25 protein-coding genes, 2 tRNA genes and 2 pseudogenes are annotated in these 17,226 nt (G+C 29.6%); 3 read left to right on the forward strand and 26 right to left on the reverse strand.

All coding sequences use genetic code 4. From position 1 onward, the window contains the following. From rpsE to AACK93_RS05340, 26 genes and pseudogenes are all read right to left on the reverse strand, one after another. Window positions 1-630: a 30S ribosomal protein S5 gene (gene rpsE / locus AACK93_RS05215; protein ID WP_339024022.1), complete on the reverse strand. Its 630-nt coding sequence runs from the start codon at window positions 628-630 to the stop codon at window positions 1-3. A gap of 18 nt (window positions 631-648) precedes the next feature. Further along, the gene (gene rplR / locus AACK93_RS05220) at window positions 649-999 is read right to left on the reverse strand and encodes a 50S ribosomal protein L18 (RefSeq protein ID WP_422398170.1); all 351 of its coding nucleotides are present in this window, start codon (window positions 997-999) and stop codon (window positions 649-651) included. 349 nt (window positions 1,000-1,348) lie between these two features. Then, a complete protein-coding gene (gene rplF, locus AACK93_RS05225; protein WP_339024023.1) occupies window positions 1,349-1,903 on the reverse strand; it encodes a 50S ribosomal protein L6 in 555 nt (184 codons plus the stop codon). An 11-nt stretch (window positions 1,904-1,914) separates the two neighbouring features. Next, window positions 1,915-2,316 carry a 30S ribosomal protein S8 gene (gene rpsH / locus AACK93_RS05230; RefSeq protein ID WP_339024024.1) on the reverse strand — a complete coding sequence of 134 codons (402 nt, stop codon included), beginning with the start codon at window positions 2,314-2,316 and terminating at the stop codon, window positions 1,915-1,917. A 22-nt stretch (window positions 2,317-2,338) separates the two neighbouring features. Continuing rightward, window positions 2,339-2,524, reverse strand: coding sequence for a type Z 30S ribosomal protein S14 (locus AACK93_RS05235; RefSeq protein WP_339024025.1), 186 nt, complete (start codon window positions 2,522-2,524; stop codon window positions 2,339-2,341). A gap of 16 nt (window positions 2,525-2,540) precedes the next feature. Next, on the reverse strand, window positions 2,541-3,080 hold the full coding sequence (rplE, locus tag AACK93_RS05240) for a 50S ribosomal protein L5 (RefSeq protein WP_422398190.1): 540 nt from the start codon (window positions 3,078-3,080) through the stop codon (window positions 2,541-2,543). A gap of 19 nt (window positions 3,081-3,099) precedes the next feature. After that, on the reverse strand, window positions 3,100-3,411 hold the full coding sequence (gene rplX, locus AACK93_RS05245) for a 50S ribosomal protein L24 (protein WP_339024027.1): 312 nt from the start codon (window positions 3,409-3,411) through the stop codon (window positions 3,100-3,102). Window position 3,412: 1 nt separating this feature from the next. Next, on the reverse strand, window positions 3,413-3,781 hold the full coding sequence (gene rplN / locus AACK93_RS05250) for a 50S ribosomal protein L14 (protein ID WP_339024028.1): 369 nt from the start codon (window positions 3,779-3,781) through the stop codon (window positions 3,413-3,415). Window positions 3,782-3,798: 17 nt separating this feature from the next. Next, on the reverse strand, window positions 3,799-4,062 hold the full coding sequence (rpsQ, locus tag AACK93_RS05255) for a 30S ribosomal protein S17 (RefSeq protein ID WP_339024029.1): 264 nt from the start codon (window positions 4,060-4,062) through the stop codon (window positions 3,799-3,801). Continuing rightward, window positions 4,046-4,621: a 50S ribosomal protein L29 gene (gene rpmC, locus AACK93_RS05260; protein WP_339024030.1), complete on the reverse strand. Its 576-nt coding sequence runs from the start codon at window positions 4,619-4,621 to the stop codon at window positions 4,046-4,048. The genes rpsQ and rpmC overlap by 17 nt, the downstream gene beginning before the upstream one ends. Then, a complete protein-coding gene (gene rplP / locus AACK93_RS05265; protein ID WP_339024031.1) occupies window positions 4,621-5,103 on the reverse strand; it encodes a 50S ribosomal protein L16 in 483 nt (160 codons plus the stop codon). The genes rpmC and rplP overlap by 1 nt, the downstream gene beginning before the upstream one ends. A 2-nt stretch (window positions 5,104-5,105) precedes the next feature. Beyond that, complete coding sequence (rpsC, locus tag AACK93_RS05270) at window positions 5,106-5,783, reverse strand: 30S ribosomal protein S3 (protein WP_339024032.1); 678 nt, start codon at window positions 5,781-5,783, stop codon at window positions 5,106-5,108. A gap of 6 nt (window positions 5,784-5,789) precedes the next feature. After that, window positions 5,790-6,131 (reverse strand): 50S ribosomal protein L22, encoded by a 342-nt coding sequence (gene rplV / locus AACK93_RS05275; RefSeq protein ID WP_339024033.1) that lies wholly within the window; start codon window positions 6,129-6,131, stop codon window positions 5,790-5,792. Between the two features lie 15 nt (window positions 6,132-6,146). Further along, window positions 6,147-6,419, reverse strand: coding sequence for a 30S ribosomal protein S19 (rpsS, locus tag AACK93_RS05280; protein WP_215825748.1), 273 nt, complete (start codon window positions 6,417-6,419; stop codon window positions 6,147-6,149). Between the two features lie 25 nt (window positions 6,420-6,444). After that, complete coding sequence (gene rplB, locus AACK93_RS05285) at window positions 6,445-7,287, reverse strand: 50S ribosomal protein L2 (protein ID WP_339024034.1); 843 nt, start codon at window positions 7,285-7,287, stop codon at window positions 6,445-6,447. Window positions 7,288-7,310: 23 nt separating this feature from the next. Beyond that, window positions 7,311-7,598, reverse strand: coding sequence for a 50S ribosomal protein L23 (rplW, locus tag AACK93_RS05290; RefSeq protein ID WP_339024035.1), 288 nt, complete (start codon window positions 7,596-7,598; stop codon window positions 7,311-7,313). Continuing rightward, window positions 7,598-8,224 carry a 50S ribosomal protein L4 gene (gene rplD / locus AACK93_RS05295; RefSeq protein WP_422398191.1) on the reverse strand — a complete coding sequence of 209 codons (627 nt, stop codon included), beginning with the start codon at window positions 8,222-8,224 and terminating at the stop codon, window positions 7,598-7,600. Before rplD ends, rplW begins: the two co-directional genes overlap by 1 nt. An 18-nt stretch (window positions 8,225-8,242) precedes the next feature. Beyond that, complete coding sequence (rplC, locus tag AACK93_RS05300; protein WP_339024037.1) at window positions 8,243-8,956, reverse strand: 50S ribosomal protein L3; 714 nt, start codon at window positions 8,954-8,956, stop codon at window positions 8,243-8,245. A 102-nt stretch (window positions 8,957-9,058) separates the two neighbouring features. Continuing rightward, window positions 9,059-9,364 carry a 30S ribosomal protein S10 gene (gene rpsJ, locus AACK93_RS05305; protein WP_339024038.1) on the reverse strand — a complete coding sequence of 102 codons (306 nt, stop codon included), beginning with the start codon at window positions 9,362-9,364 and terminating at the stop codon, window positions 9,059-9,061. A gap of 357 nt (window positions 9,365-9,721) precedes the next feature. After that, window positions 9,722-9,797, reverse strand: a tRNA-Ala gene (locus AACK93_RS05310). A 6-nt stretch (window positions 9,798-9,803) separates the two neighbouring features. Continuing rightward, a tRNA-Ile gene (locus AACK93_RS05315) sits at window positions 9,804-9,880 on the reverse strand. Between the two features lie 47 nt (window positions 9,881-9,927). Beyond that, on the reverse strand, window positions 9,928-10,323 hold the full coding sequence (gene rpsI, locus AACK93_RS05320; protein WP_339024039.1) for a 30S ribosomal protein S9: 396 nt from the start codon (window positions 10,321-10,323) through the stop codon (window positions 9,928-9,930). 9 nt (window positions 10,324-10,332) lie between these two features. Continuing rightward, the gene (gene rplM, locus AACK93_RS05325) at window positions 10,333-10,779 is read right to left on the reverse strand and encodes a 50S ribosomal protein L13 (protein WP_339024040.1); all 447 of its coding nucleotides are present in this window, start codon (window positions 10,777-10,779) and stop codon (window positions 10,333-10,335) included. A gap of 355 nt (window positions 10,780-11,134) precedes the next feature. Next, window positions 11,135-12,069: pseudogene (locus tag AACK93_RS05330) on the reverse strand (IS3 family transposase). Between the two features lie 268 nt (window positions 12,070-12,337). Then, window positions 12,338-12,526, reverse strand: a complete 189-nt coding sequence (locus AACK93_RS05335) for a hypothetical protein (protein WP_339024041.1) — start codon at window positions 12,524-12,526, stop codon at window positions 12,338-12,340. Between the two features lie 37 nt (window positions 12,527-12,563). Further along, window positions 12,564-12,890: a hypothetical protein gene (locus AACK93_RS05340; protein ID WP_339024042.1), complete on the reverse strand. Its 327-nt coding sequence runs from the start codon at window positions 12,888-12,890 to the stop codon at window positions 12,564-12,566. Window positions 12,891-13,653: 763 nt separating this feature from the next. Here AACK93_RS05340 and AACK93_RS05345 point away from each other — a divergent pair. The 3 genes and pseudogenes from AACK93_RS05345 to aspS form a co-directional block, all read left to right on the forward strand. Then, window positions 13,654-14,082: pseudogene (locus AACK93_RS05345) on the forward strand (transposase); the annotation flags it as partial. Between the two features lie 137 nt (window positions 14,083-14,219). Continuing rightward, complete coding sequence (gene hisS / locus AACK93_RS05350; RefSeq protein ID WP_339024043.1) at window positions 14,220-15,497, forward strand: histidine--tRNA ligase; 1,278 nt, start codon at window positions 14,220-14,222, stop codon at window positions 15,495-15,497. After that, window positions 15,497-17,185, forward strand: coding sequence for an aspartate--tRNA ligase (gene aspS, locus AACK93_RS05355; RefSeq protein WP_339024044.1), 1,689 nt, complete (start codon window positions 15,497-15,499; stop codon window positions 17,183-17,185). The genes hisS and aspS overlap by 1 nt, the downstream gene beginning before the upstream one ends. Window positions 17,186-17,226: the final 41 nt, after the last annotated feature.

Here is a 17,226-nt window from a genome sequence, read left to right on the forward strand (position 1 = left end):
TTATTGTTCCCTTACTAGTGATTTTTCACTAACTTTTTCTTTAATTTCTCGTAAACTATAAACTTGTTCTTTATTTCGCATTTGTTTTAAACCATCCATTGCTGCTCTAATCATAATAAGTGATGTATTAGAACCTAATGACTTAACATAAATATCTTGAACACCAGATACTTCAATTAAAGCCCGAACCGGACCACCAGCAATAATTCCTGTACCTTTTCTAGCAGGTTTAATTAATAATCTTCCCCCGCCATAATGACCAATAACATCATGAGGAACAGTGGCCCCCACCATTGGAATCATAAAAGTATTTTTCTTAGCAGCTTTTGCTGCTTTTTTAATAGCATCTGGTACTTCATTAGCTTTACCAGTAGCAAAACCAACCTTTCCTTTATGATTACCAACAATAACTACTACTGAGAAACGAAAATTTCGCCCCCCTTTAGTTACTTTAGTTACTCTTCTTACTTTAACAACCTTTTCTTCAAACTCTTCAACTGGTTTTTGAAAATTAGCATTTGATTTTTTAATTCATCGTTTTTTATTTCTTTCACCATTACTACCTTGATTAGCAAAATTATGTTTAGTTGGTGATGTCGTTAAATTTTGTTGATCTTTTTTTTCTTGCATTAACATACTTCTCCTCTACTAAAATTTCAATCCATGTTCTCTTGCGGCTTCCGCAAAAGCAGCAATTTTCCCGTGATACAAATACCCACCACGATCAAAGACAACAGTGGTAATATTGTTTTCTAAAGCTTTTTTTGCTAACATTTCTCCGAGAAGGGCAGCATTAGCTTTATTTAAATTACCCTTACTTGCCATTTGTAAAGTTGAGTAAGAAACTAGTGTTTGGTGCTGGTTATCATCAATAACTTGTGCATAAAGATTCCTATTAGAACGAAATATATTAAGCCGGGGTCTTGATTCAGAGCCATTTATTTTTTTGCGAATGCGAAAATGTCTAATTTTTCTTGCTTCATAGCGATTTGATTTCATTTTTAACTCCTTTAACAGTAAATTTAGACGGTCGCGTTTAGTTTTCTTAGGTATTTTTTAAAAAAATAAAAAATAATCATTTACTATAAATTATTTTAATATTCAAATTAAGTATATATTTTTTATGTATGATTTTTGTTGTAAAAACTTATTTTAATGTTGTTTTTATAAGCGTTTTCCTTGGTTTTTATAACCTTTTATTGAGATTATGTTTGTTGATATTAAATATTTTATCTTATTATTTATTTTCTAAATAAAATGATAATTAAATTGTCGTTGCTTGTCATTAAAAATTATTTAAACCTTTTCCTACCTCCTGCCTAACAAAACTTTATGCGTCCAATTTAGACTATTGTCTATTTACTTTACCTGCTGATTTCCCTTCCTTGCGAATAATGTATTCATTATCATATTGAATTCCTTTAATTTTGTACGGCTCTATTCGTCGAAAAGCACAAATATCAGCTGCTACTTGTCCGACTAATTCTTTATTAATTCCTGAAATAATAAGTTCTGTTGGTTTAGGACAAACAACTGTTATTTTTTCAGGGATAGTATATTGAATCAGATGTGAAAACCCTAAACTTAAATTTAGTTTATCACCCTGAATATTAGCACGATATCCCACCCCATTAATTAATAATCTTTTACTAAAACCAGTAGTAACCCCCGTTAACATTCCTTCTAACAATGAATTAGTAGTTCCGTGTAATTGCTTAGTATGCTTTTGTTCATTCGGTCTTATAGTTTTAATCGTTTGGTTTTCAACGATAATAGTAATTTTTTGTGGTAATTGTTTATTGAGTGTTCCTTTAGGTCCCTTAATAGTTATGATATTATTTTTTGCAACATTTATTTCAACACCATCTTGTACAGATAGAATGCGATTACCAATTCTTGACATAATTTATCACCCTATCAAACAAAGGCAAGAACTTCGCCACCTAAACGATTTTCTCTTGCTTTTGAATCAGTCATAACTCCAAGTGATGTCGAAATAATTGCAATTCCTAAACCATTTAAAACCTTTGGAATCTCACTATTTTTAACATATACTCTAAGACCTGGTTTAGATATTCTCTTTAAACCTCAAATTACCCTTTGGCCTGCTTTATATTTCAATAAAATATCAATTTTACTATGAGTTCCATCTTTGGGTTTCTCATTAATTTTAAAATTGATGATATACCCTTCTTCTTTTAAAATTTGAGCAATCTGCAATTTTATATTAGAAGTCGGAATGCTTACCTTTTTAAATTGTCGTTGGTTAGCATTGCGAATTCTTGTTAGCATATCGCTAATTGGGTCTGTCATCATACTTTAACTACCTCCCTTATCCTTATCATGAAGCTTTCTTAAGCCCGGGGATTTGCCCTTTATTGCCAAATTCACGAATACATATGCGACATAATTGAAACTTTTTTAATACTGACCTTGGCCGACCACAATTTTGACAACGAGTGTATGTTTGAACTGCAAACTTAGGAGTTTTTGATTGTTTTACTTTTAGTGATTTTTTTGCCATCAGTTTCTTTCCTCTCCTATTTCTTAAATGGTGCACCCATTTTTTTTAGTAAAGAAAATGATTCATTTTGATTATTACTAGAAATTACAATAGTAATACTCATTCCTCTAGTTTTTACAACTTTGTCGTAATCAATTTCAGGAAAAATCAATTGTTCTTTAATTCCTAATGTATAGTTACCGTGTTTATCAAAACCCGCTTTATTTAGACCACGAAAATCACGAACCCGAGGTAAATTAATATTAAATAATTTATAAAGAAAATCATACATTTTAGTACCCCGTAAAGTAACTTTACACCCAATTGGCATTCCTTCTCGTAACTTAAAACTAGCAATTGATTTTTTTGCTTTAGTTATTACTGGCTTTTGTCCCGTAATTAAGTATAATTCTCGCATTACTATTTCAATATATTTACTATTACTAACAGCATCACCAATACCAACATTAACAACTACTTTGATAATTTTAGAAACTTGCATTGTAGAAGTAAAATTATATTCTTGCATCATTTTTTGAATGATTTCATCTTGATATTGTTTTTGTAAATGATTCATCAAATTTTAACTCCTTAAATTAAATTCTTGTCTTGGTTTTACGAGCAATCCGATATTTTTTACCATTTTTAATCTCATAACTAATTTTAGTTGTTTTATTTTTATCTTTATTATCTAGTAAAGCAACATTGGAAAGATGAATGCTTGCAGGAATTTCTTTAATTCCCCCCTCATCATTTTGGGTTGGTTTTTGGTTTTTTTTAATTGTAATGCCTTCAATTTCTACACGAATTTTTTTCTTTAAAATACTAGTAACTGGCCCTTTAAAACCACGGTGTTTACCAGCAATAACTACTACTTGATCACCTTTTTTAATTTTTATTTTTATCATCTTATATCACCTCAGTTGCTAAAGAAGCAATTTTATTAAATCCTGCTTCTTTTACTTCTCTAGCAATTGGACCAAAAATTCTTGTTCCTCTCGGCATTTTATCATCTTTAATAAGAACAGCCGCATTTTCCGAAAACTTAATATATGTACCATCGCTTCTGCGGACAGCTTTTCTAGTACGAACAATAACAGCTTTAACAACTTGCCCTTTTTTAACAGCTCCCCCTGGTGTTGCTTGTTTAACTGAACAAACAATAACATCACCAACACTTGTAAATTTACGCACCGAACCACCTAAGTTCCGAATTACTAAAATCACTTTTGCTCCTGTATTATCAGCGACTCTTAATTGAGACTCAGTTTGAATCATAATCTATACTTTCCTTTCTATAAAATAATTGCTTTTTCAACAATTTTTACTAAACGAAAGCGTTTAGTTGCTGATAATGGTCTTGTTTCCATAATTAAAACGCGATCGCCTTCTTGGGAAGAATTGTCTTGATCATGAGCTTTAAACTTTTTTGAATATTTAACGCGTTTTTTATATATCGGATCATTTTTATATGTTTCTACTAAAACAGTAATTGTTTTCGCCATTTTACTAGAAACAACAACACCAGTATAAACCTTACGGTTATTTCTTTCCATCATTATCGCCTCGCTTTTCATCAGTTTTTTCTTTAGGGATTATTGTTACTGATTTAGATTTAGTAACTTTTGCTGTTTTAACACTAGCCTCTTCTTTACTATCTTTATTTTTTAACTTCTTAAAAGCTTTCTTTTTTTTAATAACTGGTACTACAACATCTTTAACTTTTTTAATTTTTTTCGCAACTAATTTTTGATTTTCAAGTTCAATTTGTTCAGTAACAACATTATCTTGTTTTTCAACAACTAATTTCTTTTCTTTGAGTTTAAGTTTTGCTTTCTCCTCAACAACTTTGGTTTTTTGATCAATTTCTTTTTGTAATGTTTCAGAAATAACAACTTTTTGTTGATTCAATGGTTTAACAACTTCACCAGAATCTTTTCTCATTTGTAAATGTGTTAATATTCTAGCAACTTCTCTTCGTAATTCTTTAATTCGATGGGGCTTTTCTAATTGTCTGGTTACTGATTGAAATCTTAAGGCAAACAATTCTGCTTTTAATTCTTCAGCACGATGTTGTAAATCATTAATGCTTTTATCTTTAAATATTTTCTTTGCCATTATTCTTCACCCCGTTTAACGATTTTACATCTGATTGGCAATTTATGCATTGCTAGCCTTAATGCTTTTCTTGCTACTTCTTCAGTAACACCAGCAACTTCAAACATAATTTGTCCTTTTTTAACAACAGCAACAAACTCTTCAGGAGATCCCTTTCCAGAACCCATTCGAACTTCAAGTGGCTTTTTAGTTTTCGCCATCTGAGGAAAAATGTTAATTCAAACTTTTCCCCCTCGTTTCATATATCTTGTCGCCGCAATTCTTGCTGCTTCAATTTGTTTCGAAGTAATTCAAAAACCTTGTAATTCAGGTTTTTTTTGTACTTGATCAGTATTGACAACAATACTTCTTTTAGGCATAACTAATTTGCCAACTGCTTGTAATCCAAATTCACCAAACGAAACCTTAGCTCCTCTTGTTGCTTTGCCTTCATAAGAAACACGATGCGGACGACGATATTTAGTTCGTTTTGGCATTAACATAATTACTTCGCCTCCTTAACAGAATTTTTCTTTTCTGGTAAAATTTCACCCTTATAAATTCAAACCTTAATTCCGATTAAACCATAAGTTGTTAACGCTGAGGCTTTAGCATAGTCAATATCACTTCGCAAAGTTGCCAAGGGAACACTTCCTTCAGCGTAACCCTCACTACGAGCCATATCAACACCGCCAAGCCTCCCCGACACTAAAGTCTTAATTCCCTTCGCCCCGGCTTTCATTGCTTTACGAATTGCTAATTTTTGTATCGTTCTAAACGATGCCCGATTAACAATTTGTTTAGCCATATTTTCAGCAACAAGTTGCGCATTCAAATCAGGAACTTTAATATCAACAACATTAATCTTAATATCTAATTTACTTTTATTTGTCAAACCAATCGCTTGTCAAATAGCTTTAATAATGTTTTCAATATTTGAACCTTGTTGTCCTAAGACAACACCCGGGCGCGAAGAATGAATGAACACCGTAATATTTTCTTTCGTGCGTTCAATTTCAATTTTAGCAATTGCTGCATTTTTTCATTTTTTTAAAATTACTTTACGAATTTTAATATCAGAATATAATCAATTAGCATAATCTTTATCTTTAGCATATCATCTTGAGTCTCAGTCTTTATTAATACCAAGTCGTAATCCATGCGGACTTGCCTTTTGCCCCATTATTGATTAACCCCCCTTTGCGTCTGTTACGACAATTGTAATGTGACTAGTTCTTTTTAATATTTTATAAGATTGTCCATGATCTGATGGTCGAAACCGTTTTAAAGTTGCACCCTCATTCACTAAAACCTCTTTAATTAATAACGCATCCCCGTCCATCGCATAATTATTTACTGCATTAGCAATAGCCGATTTTAGAAGTTTAAGTACTGGTTCACTAGCTTTTTTATTAGTATTCATTAAAATCGCTAAAGCATCAGTAACTGGTTTTTTTCTTATTAATTCAACAATTAATTGCACCTTTCTCGGGGCAATTCTAATTGTTCTTAAAATAGCTTTTGCTTCCATATTTTAAACTCCTTACTATTTCTTCTTCTTATCGTTTCCGTGCCCACCAAATGATCTTGTTGGTGCAAATTCACCAAATTTATGACCAACCATATCTTCAGTTACAAAAACCGGAACATGCTTTCTACCATCGTGAACAGCAACTGTATGATTAATGAAGGCAGGAGAAATAGTGGAGCGACGCGATCAAGTTTTCATTACTTCTCTTTTATTATTACTATTCAACAACTCAACTTTTTTCAATAAATGTGACGCAATATATGGTCCTTTTTTTAATGATCTTCCCATCCTTAACGATTTCCTTTCATAAACATTACCTTATTTTTTTCTTTCTTCTAATAATTAATTTTGTTGAAGCCTTACGAGGATTACGAGTTTTCATCCCCAATGTCTTTTTACCTCAAGGTGTTACCGGAGCCACTTTTCCAATCGGCGCTTTTCCTTCGCCGCCACCATGTGGATGATCATTAGGATTCATAACTGAACCTCTAACTGTCGGACGAATTCCTCTTCAACGATTTCTTCCGGCTTTTCCTCAATTAACCAAGTTCCGATCTTCATTACCAACTTCACCAATTGTTGCTCGACAAGATGCTAATATCTTGCGAACCTCACCAGAATTTAAACGAATCATAATATAACGACCACTTTCATCTTTCCCTAATAATTGACCACTAGTTCCCGCACTTCTAGCTAATTGACCACCTTTTAAAGGCCGCAATTCAATATTATGAACTACTGTCCCGTCGGGCATTTTTCCCATTGGCATACTATTACCAACTTTAATATCAACCAACGCGCCACTAACAATTTCCATTCCCAATTCAAGAGTTTTAGGTGCTAAAATATATCTTTTTTCACCATCAAGATAATTAATTAATGAAATAAACGCATTACGATTGGGGTCATACTCAATACTTGCTACTTTACCAATAATATTATCTTTATCACGTTTAAAGTCAATAATACGATATTTTCTTTTATGACCGCCACCTTTATGACGCGTAGTAATAATTCCCCGATTATTTCGACCAGATTTCCTATTCAGTGTAGTTAATAACGATTTCTCTGATTTATCAGTTGTTAAAAATGAATAATCAAGGGTTGTCATATTACGACGACCATTAGTAACTGGTTTATATTTTTTTATTGCCATAACTTTCCTCTTACTCCTTAATATTATTCGTTATTAAATAACTCTAATTTTTCACCTGGTTTTAAAGTAATAATCGCTCTTTTATTAGCATTAGTTAATCCTTCAAAACGTCCAATTTTTTTAGCTTTCGGCTTCTTTTTAATAATATTTATCTTAAGAACTTTTACTTCAAAAATAGTTTCAAATGCTTTTTTAATTTGTACCTTATTAGCCTTATAATTAACTTCAAAAGTATATTTACCATCAACATTAATTTTTAAATATGATTTCTCTGTTAAGACTGGCTTTTTAATCACTTCGGTAATATGCATTATGTCAATACCCCCTCAATGTTTATTAACGCCTCTAAAGTTATTAATAACTTATTAGCGTGCAATAAATCATAAATATTTAAACTATTAACAGCAATAACATTAAATTTTGCAATATTACTTGCTGATTTAACAATCATTTCATCAGCTACTTTAGTAATTAATAATATTTTATTATTCACTAACTTTAAATTTTGACAAATTTGTAAAACAGCTTTCGTTGAATATTTTTCTAAATTAATAGTATCAACAATAATAAGTTCATTATTTTGTGCTTTTAAAGATAACGCCGATTTTAATGCTAACTTTCTTACTTTCCGATTAACATGCAATTTATAATTTTTCTCAACTGTCGGACCAAACACAGTCCCCCCGCCTTTTCATTGTGGCGAACGAATTGAACCTTGTCTGGCTCGTCCTGTTCCTTTTTGTTTTCATGGTTTTTTACCACCACCACTAACTTCACCACGAGTTTTAGTTTGATGTGTTCCCTGTCTTCAAGACGCTTGTTGAGCAATTGTTGCATCAAACATTGCTTGTTGATGAGGCGTAATATTTCAAACTTTCTCATTTAAACTAACATCTTTAACAACATTACCATTAATATCTAATACTTGTAACTTCATCATTTTTCTCCTTAATAATTATGCTGTTGAGGCAACGCTAACGTTACTAACATCTACTGTAGTAGTTTCAACAGGTGGTTGATTGTTAACTAAATTTGGTGGTGTTTTTATTTTTAAGCCCTTAATAGCTTCAGCAATAACAACAAACTGTTTTTTAGGTCCTGGAATTGAACCTTTAACTAATAACGTATTCTTAGTAACATCAATATGAATTACTTGCAAATTTTGCATTGTAACTTTTTGATGCCCCATTCTTCCCGGCATCTTTTTCCCTTTAAAAATTCGGTTCGGAGCAATTGCGCCCATTGAACCAATTTCACGATGAAACCCAGAACCATGAGCCATCGGCCCTCTTGAATAATTATGGCGTTTAATAACTCCTGCAAAGCCTTTACCCTTGCTAATGGCTCGCACATCCACTAATTCGCCAGGAGTGAAAATATCACAATTAATAATATCTCCCATATTAAACCCTGACATTTCACGAATCTCTTTACTAAACCGCTTCGGAGTTGTGTTAGCTCTTTTAAAATGTCCTGTCAATGGTTTATTAACTAAATTAGCTCTTTTATTTTCTACCGCTAATTGCAATGAAGTATAACCATTTTTCTCTGCTGTTTTAACATCAGTAACAACATTAGGTTGCACTTCAATAACTGTTACGGGAATTATCTTTCCTTCAACAGTAAAAACCTGACTCATAGCAATTTTTCTACCTAAAATTCCTTTCATAAGAATTTTACCGTCCTTTCCAACTTATCATTATTGTGTATATCATTGCCTTTTAAAATATATTTCTGAAAAGTTGACTAGGTTAATTGTGTTTATAATCGTTTATAATTTAATCTCAATACCCACGCCACTAGGTAGTTGTAATCTTGATAAACTATCTACAGTTTTTGGCGTTGGATTAATAATATCAACTAATCTGTTATGAGTTCTAATTTCAAACTGTTCACGAGCATCTTTATGTTTATGAACAGATCGTAAAACAGTATAAATTTCTTTTTTGGTTGGCAAAGGAATCGGTCCCTTAACTTTTGCCCCCGTCAATTGCGCTGCTTGAACAATTTTAAGAATTGACTGATCAACAGTTTTGCTATCATAACCACACAAACGAATTCTAATTTTTTGAGCCATAACACGGTCTCCTTTCTGAATTAAAAACTACTTTTTCTACAACGCTTCTTGGCGTATCAATAATGGTACATACAACATACACAGTTAAATATTATACACTATTCCTTAGCAATTACAAATATATTTAACGCGCGGGGGCGCATAAAGTTTTGTTAGGTAGGTAAAGATTTAAATAATTTCGAAAGAAAAACAATCACAATTTAAGTATCATTTTATTTAAAAAATAAGTAATAAAACAAAATATTTACCTACCCCTACCTAACAAAACTTTATGCGTCCGTATATTTAACAAAAAAACTTAATTTTATTTATTATTCAAACAATAAAATTAAGTTTAAGTCATTAATTAAATTTAAATGGTGGACCCGAACGGGATTGAACCGCCGACCCCCTGCGTGCAAGGCAGGTGCTCTCCCAGCTGAGCTACGGGCCCATTCAATGGTGGGACTAAGTGGACTTGAACCACCGACCTCACGCTTATCAAGCGTGCGCTCTAACCAACTGAGCTATAGTCCCAATTTCCCAATTAAAGCATATATTTGAGATATATGCTAAAATATAAATTATCTTTTTGAAAATTGGTTTCCTGCTCGGGGACCTTTTAATCCATACTTATCTCTTTCTTTAATTCTCGCATCACGAGTTAATAAACCTTTTGGTCTTAACTTCAACCGATAATCTGCTGAAGATTCTAATAATGCTCTCGCAATACCTAATCTTGTAGCTCCTGCTTGACCACTAAAACCACCACCATTAACTTTAACATTAACATCAAAATATTCTTTCATATCTGTTGCTACCAATGGTTGTTCTAATTCTTGGACTAATGTCGCATAAGGAAAAAAAGTAAGTGCCGGTTTATTATTAATAGTAATGTTACCTTTTCCTGGAGTTAATAATACTTGTGCTACTGATTTTTTTCTTCTACCAGTACCTTGATAAATAATTTCTTTTTTCATTAAATCTATTTAACTCCCTTCTTCTTGTAATACTAATAATTTTGGCATTTGAGCACTATGGGGGTGTTTTTCACTATCATAAACAAATAAATTTTTACCTTGTTTTCTTCCCAAACTAGTATGGGGTAACATTCCTTTAATAGTTCTTTCAACCATCTCAATTGGATACTTATCTTGCATTATCTTAGCTGTTCTAACTCTCATACCGCCAACAAAACCAGAGTGGTTATAATATTTTTTATTATTCATCTTATTGCCACTTAATATTACTTTATGAGCATTAATAATGATAATATTATCACCACAATCAACATGGCTGGTAAATGTTGGTTTATGTTTACCTCTTAAAATACTTGCTACTTTTGTTGCTAAGCGCCCTAAAATTAAACCGCTTGCATCAATAACATATCATGTTTTTTTCACATCTTGTAAATTGATCATTGTCGTTTGTCGCATTTATATCTCCCCCTTTGCATTTGCTCTTGTGCCGAAGCTATAATGCATAAAAACAATAAAATTATATAACAAATATCTCGTTAATGCAATGAAAATAATAATTTGGGTCGTGTTTAGTTTTCTTAGGTATTGCTTTGAAAAAGTAAAACAATCAACTAATTATATTATTTAATTACTAAAATAACCCTGCCTTTCTTGTTATTGTTATTTTTATTCGTTACCGTTTTATCATATTATTGAATTTTTACACAACAAAAATTATTAATTTTATTAAATTTTCACATATATATTAATTTATATTTTTACTTACTTAAAAGTATTATATTTGGATTGGCAACCCTTTTTAGGATAATTTTTATATAGACATTTGTTTTCTAAAAGTAACTGGAGATAAATAATTTAAACTGCCATGTATTCTAAGATTATTGTATCAATTAATGTAATCAAATAATTCAAGTTCTAATTGTGCAAGATCATTGAATTTTCTACCATTAATAAAATTCTGTTTTAAAAACTTTATAAGTTGCTTCAGCAACTGCATTATCATATGGACAACCCTTCGCACTCAATGATCTTTGAATTTTAAATGTAGATAATAATTGATCAATTATATTATTTTTAAACTCATTACCTCGGTCGGTATGAAATATTTCAATTTTTGATAATGGTCTAGTAATTCGCATAATAGCTTGATAAACCAACTCCGTATTTTTATTTGGTCCAGAACTATAACCAACAATCTCGCGATTATACAAATCAATTAGGAGACACACATAAAATCATTTAAAACCCACACTTTTATATAAGTTAAGTCACTAACGATAATTTCATTTATTTTTCTATTATTAAAGTCTCGGTTTACAATGTTATTTACTGGATGATTATTTACTTGAATATTTTTGCATTTAAGTCTTGTTTTTGTGTACTTTGATATCAAATTATTGTTTTTCATAATGTTTCTAATTTTGTGTCTAGATAGGTTAATACTTTTATGAGCTAATACTACTTTGATTTTTCGAGCTCCATAGACTTGGCGGCTTGCTTTAAAATGTCATTTTCCATTTTTAAGTCTTTAAGTTCTTTTCGTAAAGTTATTATTTCATTTTCTTCTAGTGCGCGATTGTCTTTTGCTTTAAAAGAACCAGAATTATTATAATTTTTAACTCAACTATAAATAGTTGGTTTTGGTAAATTATATTCTTTCCCTAAATTAATAACATTTTTGCCATTTTTGTATAGCATGACAATTTGTTTTTTAAATTCTTCATAGTATGAGGTTTTATTTCCCATTTTTATATTCCTTCTTTCTTAATAATTTCGAAGTCTATATAATTATGGTCCAACTTATTGTAGACTATCCAGTTCTCAATTAAATTCTTTTAAGTTTATTGTCATTTTTTATCTCCCAAAAATCATTTTTATTGGTAAATACATAATTGAAATTAAGACGAAAAAAAGACAATGATAATAATTAATCCGGCAATAAACGAGGCTTGTGCAGGCATTTTTTCTATTGGAATAAACAGTTTTAAGAACTCCATAATAATTTCTCAAAACATTATTTTTTACTCGCGTTATTTTCTTTTGAATTAGAAGCTTTAACTCATTCTTTAAAGCGAGCAATAAATACTTTTTCGTCTTTTGTGAAATTACCAGTATTATTTTTAATGGCATTTTTATATTTAATTCGCATTTTTATTTTGGCATAAATTTTATAAACAAAATATGCCAATAGAGCATTATGCAAATGATAATAAATATTATTCCAATCGCAATATTCATTTTTAAACTCCTTTAAAATAATTATAATTTATATCTTTTTTGTTGTTTTCTTTTTCAGCAATGAAAAAACCTAATAATTCTTGCCCCTTAATTAATTTTGTTTCATTTTCTTTTTGATTAATTGAAATTACTTGATATTTACTATTTTTGATTATTTCGATGCAAATTGAATTTTCATATTTTCCTTTATAAACAAATCGCTTTGCAAAACAAATACCGATTTGTTCATTAAATCATGGTATTTTTAGTGCTTTAATAAGCATTGCGTTTTGCGTTTCTTTTAAAAGATATTTTTTAATATTTAAGAAAATGTTTTCAATGTTTTTCATAATAAATTTCCTTTCTTATAGATAAACTAAGTTATATTAACTAAGTTAGTTAACTTAGTTTTTTAAACATTTATATATCGCAGATTTAAGTGTTTAACAAGCTTTGTTATTAAATTTTGTTTTTTAATTAGATAAAGATTTTAATAATTTTAAACTTAGTATCTCCCTATATAGAAATTTCTACACTTTAATGTCCGCATCCTCCCCTTGGAACTAATTTAATAGCGTGTATATTTTTAGGAAATCCACCCCATTCATTTTTTTATTGCAAAACGAAACAAATTGCTATAGCTAATAGGATGTTATCTATTAACTGGTAAACTTCTTTTGGTTATGACGACCACCCACAATTTATCGTGTTTTAATATATACCAACATTATTAATTCACTTGTATTTAATTTTCAAAGAACAAATTTTTAACATCTTATAAAATAAAAAGACAATCATTGCTCTGGCGGTCGCGTTTAGTTTTCTTAGATATTTTTAAAAAAAGAAAAAATAATCATTTACTATAAATTATTTCAATATGCAAATTAAATATATATTTCTTATGTATGATTTTTGTTGTAAAAAGTTATTTTAATGTTGTTTTTATAAGCGTTTTCTTTAGGTTTTATAACCTTTTATTGAAATTATGTTTGTTGATATTAAATATTTTGTTTTATTACTTATTTTTTAAATAAAATGACAATTAAATTGTTGTTGCTTGTCATTAAAAATTATTTAAATCTTTTCCTACCTAACAAAACTTTATGCGTTCGGAAATGACACTATATTTGTTTATTAATTGACTTGTTTAATCGCGAAGCAATTGGCTATAATGCTGGGCTAAACAAAACCGCCGAACTAGTTCAACAAGCTTTTCATAAGATAACACGACCATTAAAGCAAATAATTTTATTTCATGCCGATCACGGTAATGAGTTCAAAAATAAAATCATTGATGAAATTTTAATAACCTTTAATATTAAAAGATCATTAAACAATAAAGGTTGTCCTTATGATAATGCTGCGGCCAAAACAAATTATAAAACTTTTAAAACAGAATTTATTAAGGGTAAAAAATTTGAAAATTTAACACAATTAAAATACGAACTATTTGATTTTGTTAATTGATACAACAATATTCGAATTCACGGCAGTTTAAATTATTTATCTCCAGTTACTTTTAGAAAACAAATGTCTATATAAAAATTGTCCTAAAAAGGGTTGCCACCCCATCTTGTTGTTAAAACAACAAAAAGAATTTTTTATTGAAAAATTTTTAATTTTTGTAAATAACTAGTAAAATTAATTAGTAGTGAAATTAAGTCTAAGGAGAGAAATGTATGGAATATAAAGCCCCCAGAGGTACTAATGATATTTTACCAATTCAAAGTAAACAAAGATATCAATTAAAACAAATTTTATTAGATATTGTTAAAAAATATAATTATGAAGAAATTAGTACGCCGATATTTGAACAGTATGAATTATTTCAAAGAACTGTTGGTGTTAATAGCGATATTGTTAATAAAGAAATGTTTAACTTTCAAGATAAAAAAGGTCGTGAATTGGCACTTCGTCCTGAAAATACAGCGCCAATTGTTAGAGCAGTAATTGAAAATAAGTTAGTTGATGTTTTAGGATTACCTTTAAAATTATTTTACTATGGAGATATGTTTCGCTATGAACGACCACAACGGGGGCGTCAAAGACAATTTACGCAATTTGGTGTGGAAGTTTTTGGTAAAAAAACTATTTATTTAGATGCTGAAACTATTTGTTTAGCGATAGATATTGTTAAATCTTTAAAGATTAATAATATTATTCTTAAAATAAATTTTTTAGGAGCAAAAGCAACACAAAATAAATATCAACAAATTTTAAAAATATTTTTACAAGATATGAACACAACATTATGTGAGGATTGTCAAAGAAGAATTACTAAAAATACCTTGCGAGTATTAGATTGTAAAATTGATCAAAATATTAAAGATTTGCCAATAATTAGTGAAACTTATTCTGTTGAAGAAAAAGAATATTTTACAAGGTTAATAAAGTTATTGGATAATTTAAAAGTTAAATATGAGATTGATAGTAAATTAGTTCGCGGTTTAGACTATTATAATGATATCGTTTTTGAAATTATTAATTTAGAGAAAGGTGCTGAAGGACAGAATACATTAATTGGTGGCGGTCGTTATGATAATTTAATTGAGGAATTATCAAAAAATCAAAAATCAGTTCCGGCAATTGGTTTTGCAATTGGGATTGAAAGATTACTTAATGCTACTGAAAATCATTCAAACTTTATTAAAAAAATGCTTCCATTGGTTGATGTATACATTATTGCTTTAACCGCTACTGGTTATGAATTAGCAACTAATGTATTATTAACTTTAAGAAGTAATAATTTTATTAGTGATATGGATTATGAACAAAGGAATATTAAGGCTCAGTTTAATGTTGTTTCTAAATTAGATTGTCGTTTTGTTATTATTATTGGTGATAGCGAAGTTAAAGATAGTAATTTAACTATTAAAAATCAGCAAACTAAGGCAGAAGAAAAGATTAGCATTAATGAATTAATTAATTATTTGAATGCAAATAAGGGAGATAAATAATGAGAAGTCATAATTGTGGTGAATTAAGAGAAGAAAATGTTAATTTAGAAGTTAACCTTTGTGGTTGAGTTCATAAAATTCGTAAACTTAATAATTTAATATTTTTAGATTTACGTGATCGTTATGGAACGACGCAAATTATAATTAATAGTGAAAATACTAACTATGTTCTTGCTAAAAGTTTAAGCACTGATGATGTTATTAAAGTTGATGGTACAGTAGTACTTCGTAAATCTAAAAATAATAATTTATCAACAGGAAATATTGAAATTATTTGTACTAATTTAGAGTTAATAAATAAATCACAAGTATCACCATTAGATAATAAAAGTTTAGAGGAAAAGCGTTTAGAATACCGGTTTTTAGATTTACGAAGACAAGTAATGCAAGATAAAATAATTTTGCGTCATCAAGTTATGCAAATAATGCGTAATTTTTTAAATAATAATAATTTTTTAGAAATTGAAACACCAATTTTAGCAAGCACAACCCCCGAAGGGGCAAGAGACTATTTAGTTCCGGCAAGAAATCAAAAAGGACATTTTTATGCGTTACCACAGTCGCCACAAATATTTAAGCAATTATTAATGGTTGGCGGTTATGATCGCTATTATCAGATTGCTCGTTGTTTTCGTGATGAAGATTTAAGAAGTGATCGCCAACCAGAATTTAGTCAATTAGATTTAGAAATAAGTTTTATTGAACAAAATGATATTATTAGTCTTTTAGAGAAAATGATGCAGGAAATAATGTTAAAAACTAAAAACACTAAAATAAAAATACCTTTTTTACAATTAGATTATGAAGTGGCAATTGATTTATATGGTAGTGATAAACCAGATTTAAGATATGATTTAAAACTCATTGATCTTAGTTTAATGATTACTAGTAATAATAAAAAGAAAACTACTAAAGCAATTGTTGTTTCTCAGTTATTAACTGATTTACAATTAGCAACACTAAAAGTTATTGTTAATCAATATCAAGCGGGGCAGTTAGAATATATTACTTATGACAATAAAGTTATTGGGGCAGAGTTATTATCTAACAATGCTGAAGCTATCATTAATCATTTAGCGATTAGTAATCAAGCAACCGTTTTGATGATTACAAATGATTATGAATTAACTTGCAACACAATGGGAACCATAAGACAGGATATTGCTAAACAATTAAATCTTTTTACTAATGAAGATTATCAATTTTTATGAGTTGTAAATTGACCATTATTTACTTATGATAATGAAAGCAAAAAATTTGTTGCTGCCCATCATCCGTTTACGCGCCCTAATATTAAAGATGAAATTGATTTCACTAGTAATCCGATGCTAGTCAAGTCTCAGGCTTATGATTTAGTATTGAATGGTTATGAAGTTGGTGGTGGTTCAATGCGAATTCATAGTCTTGAAATGCAACAGAAAATGTTAGAGTTTTTACAAGTTTCTGCTGAAGAACAAAAGGAAAAATTTGGTTTTCTTTTAAATGCTTTATCTTATGGAGCGCCAATTCATGGTGGTATTGCTTTGGGATTAGATCGTTTAATAATGTTATTAAGTAATAGTCATAGTATTCGTGATGTGATTGCTTTTCCTAAGAATACTAAGGGTAGTGATATGTTAACGCATGCTCCTAGTGTTGTTAAACAAGAACAATTGGACATTTTGGGGTTAAATGTGATAAATAGTTAGTAAAATATAGGTATTTTATGGAAAATATATTAAAATAATTA

It is taken from the genome of Spiroplasma endosymbiont of Agriotes lineatus (genome assembly GCF_964019485.1).
Lineage (GTDB): Bacteria > Bacillota_I > Bacilli_A > Mycoplasmatales > Nriv7 > Nriv7.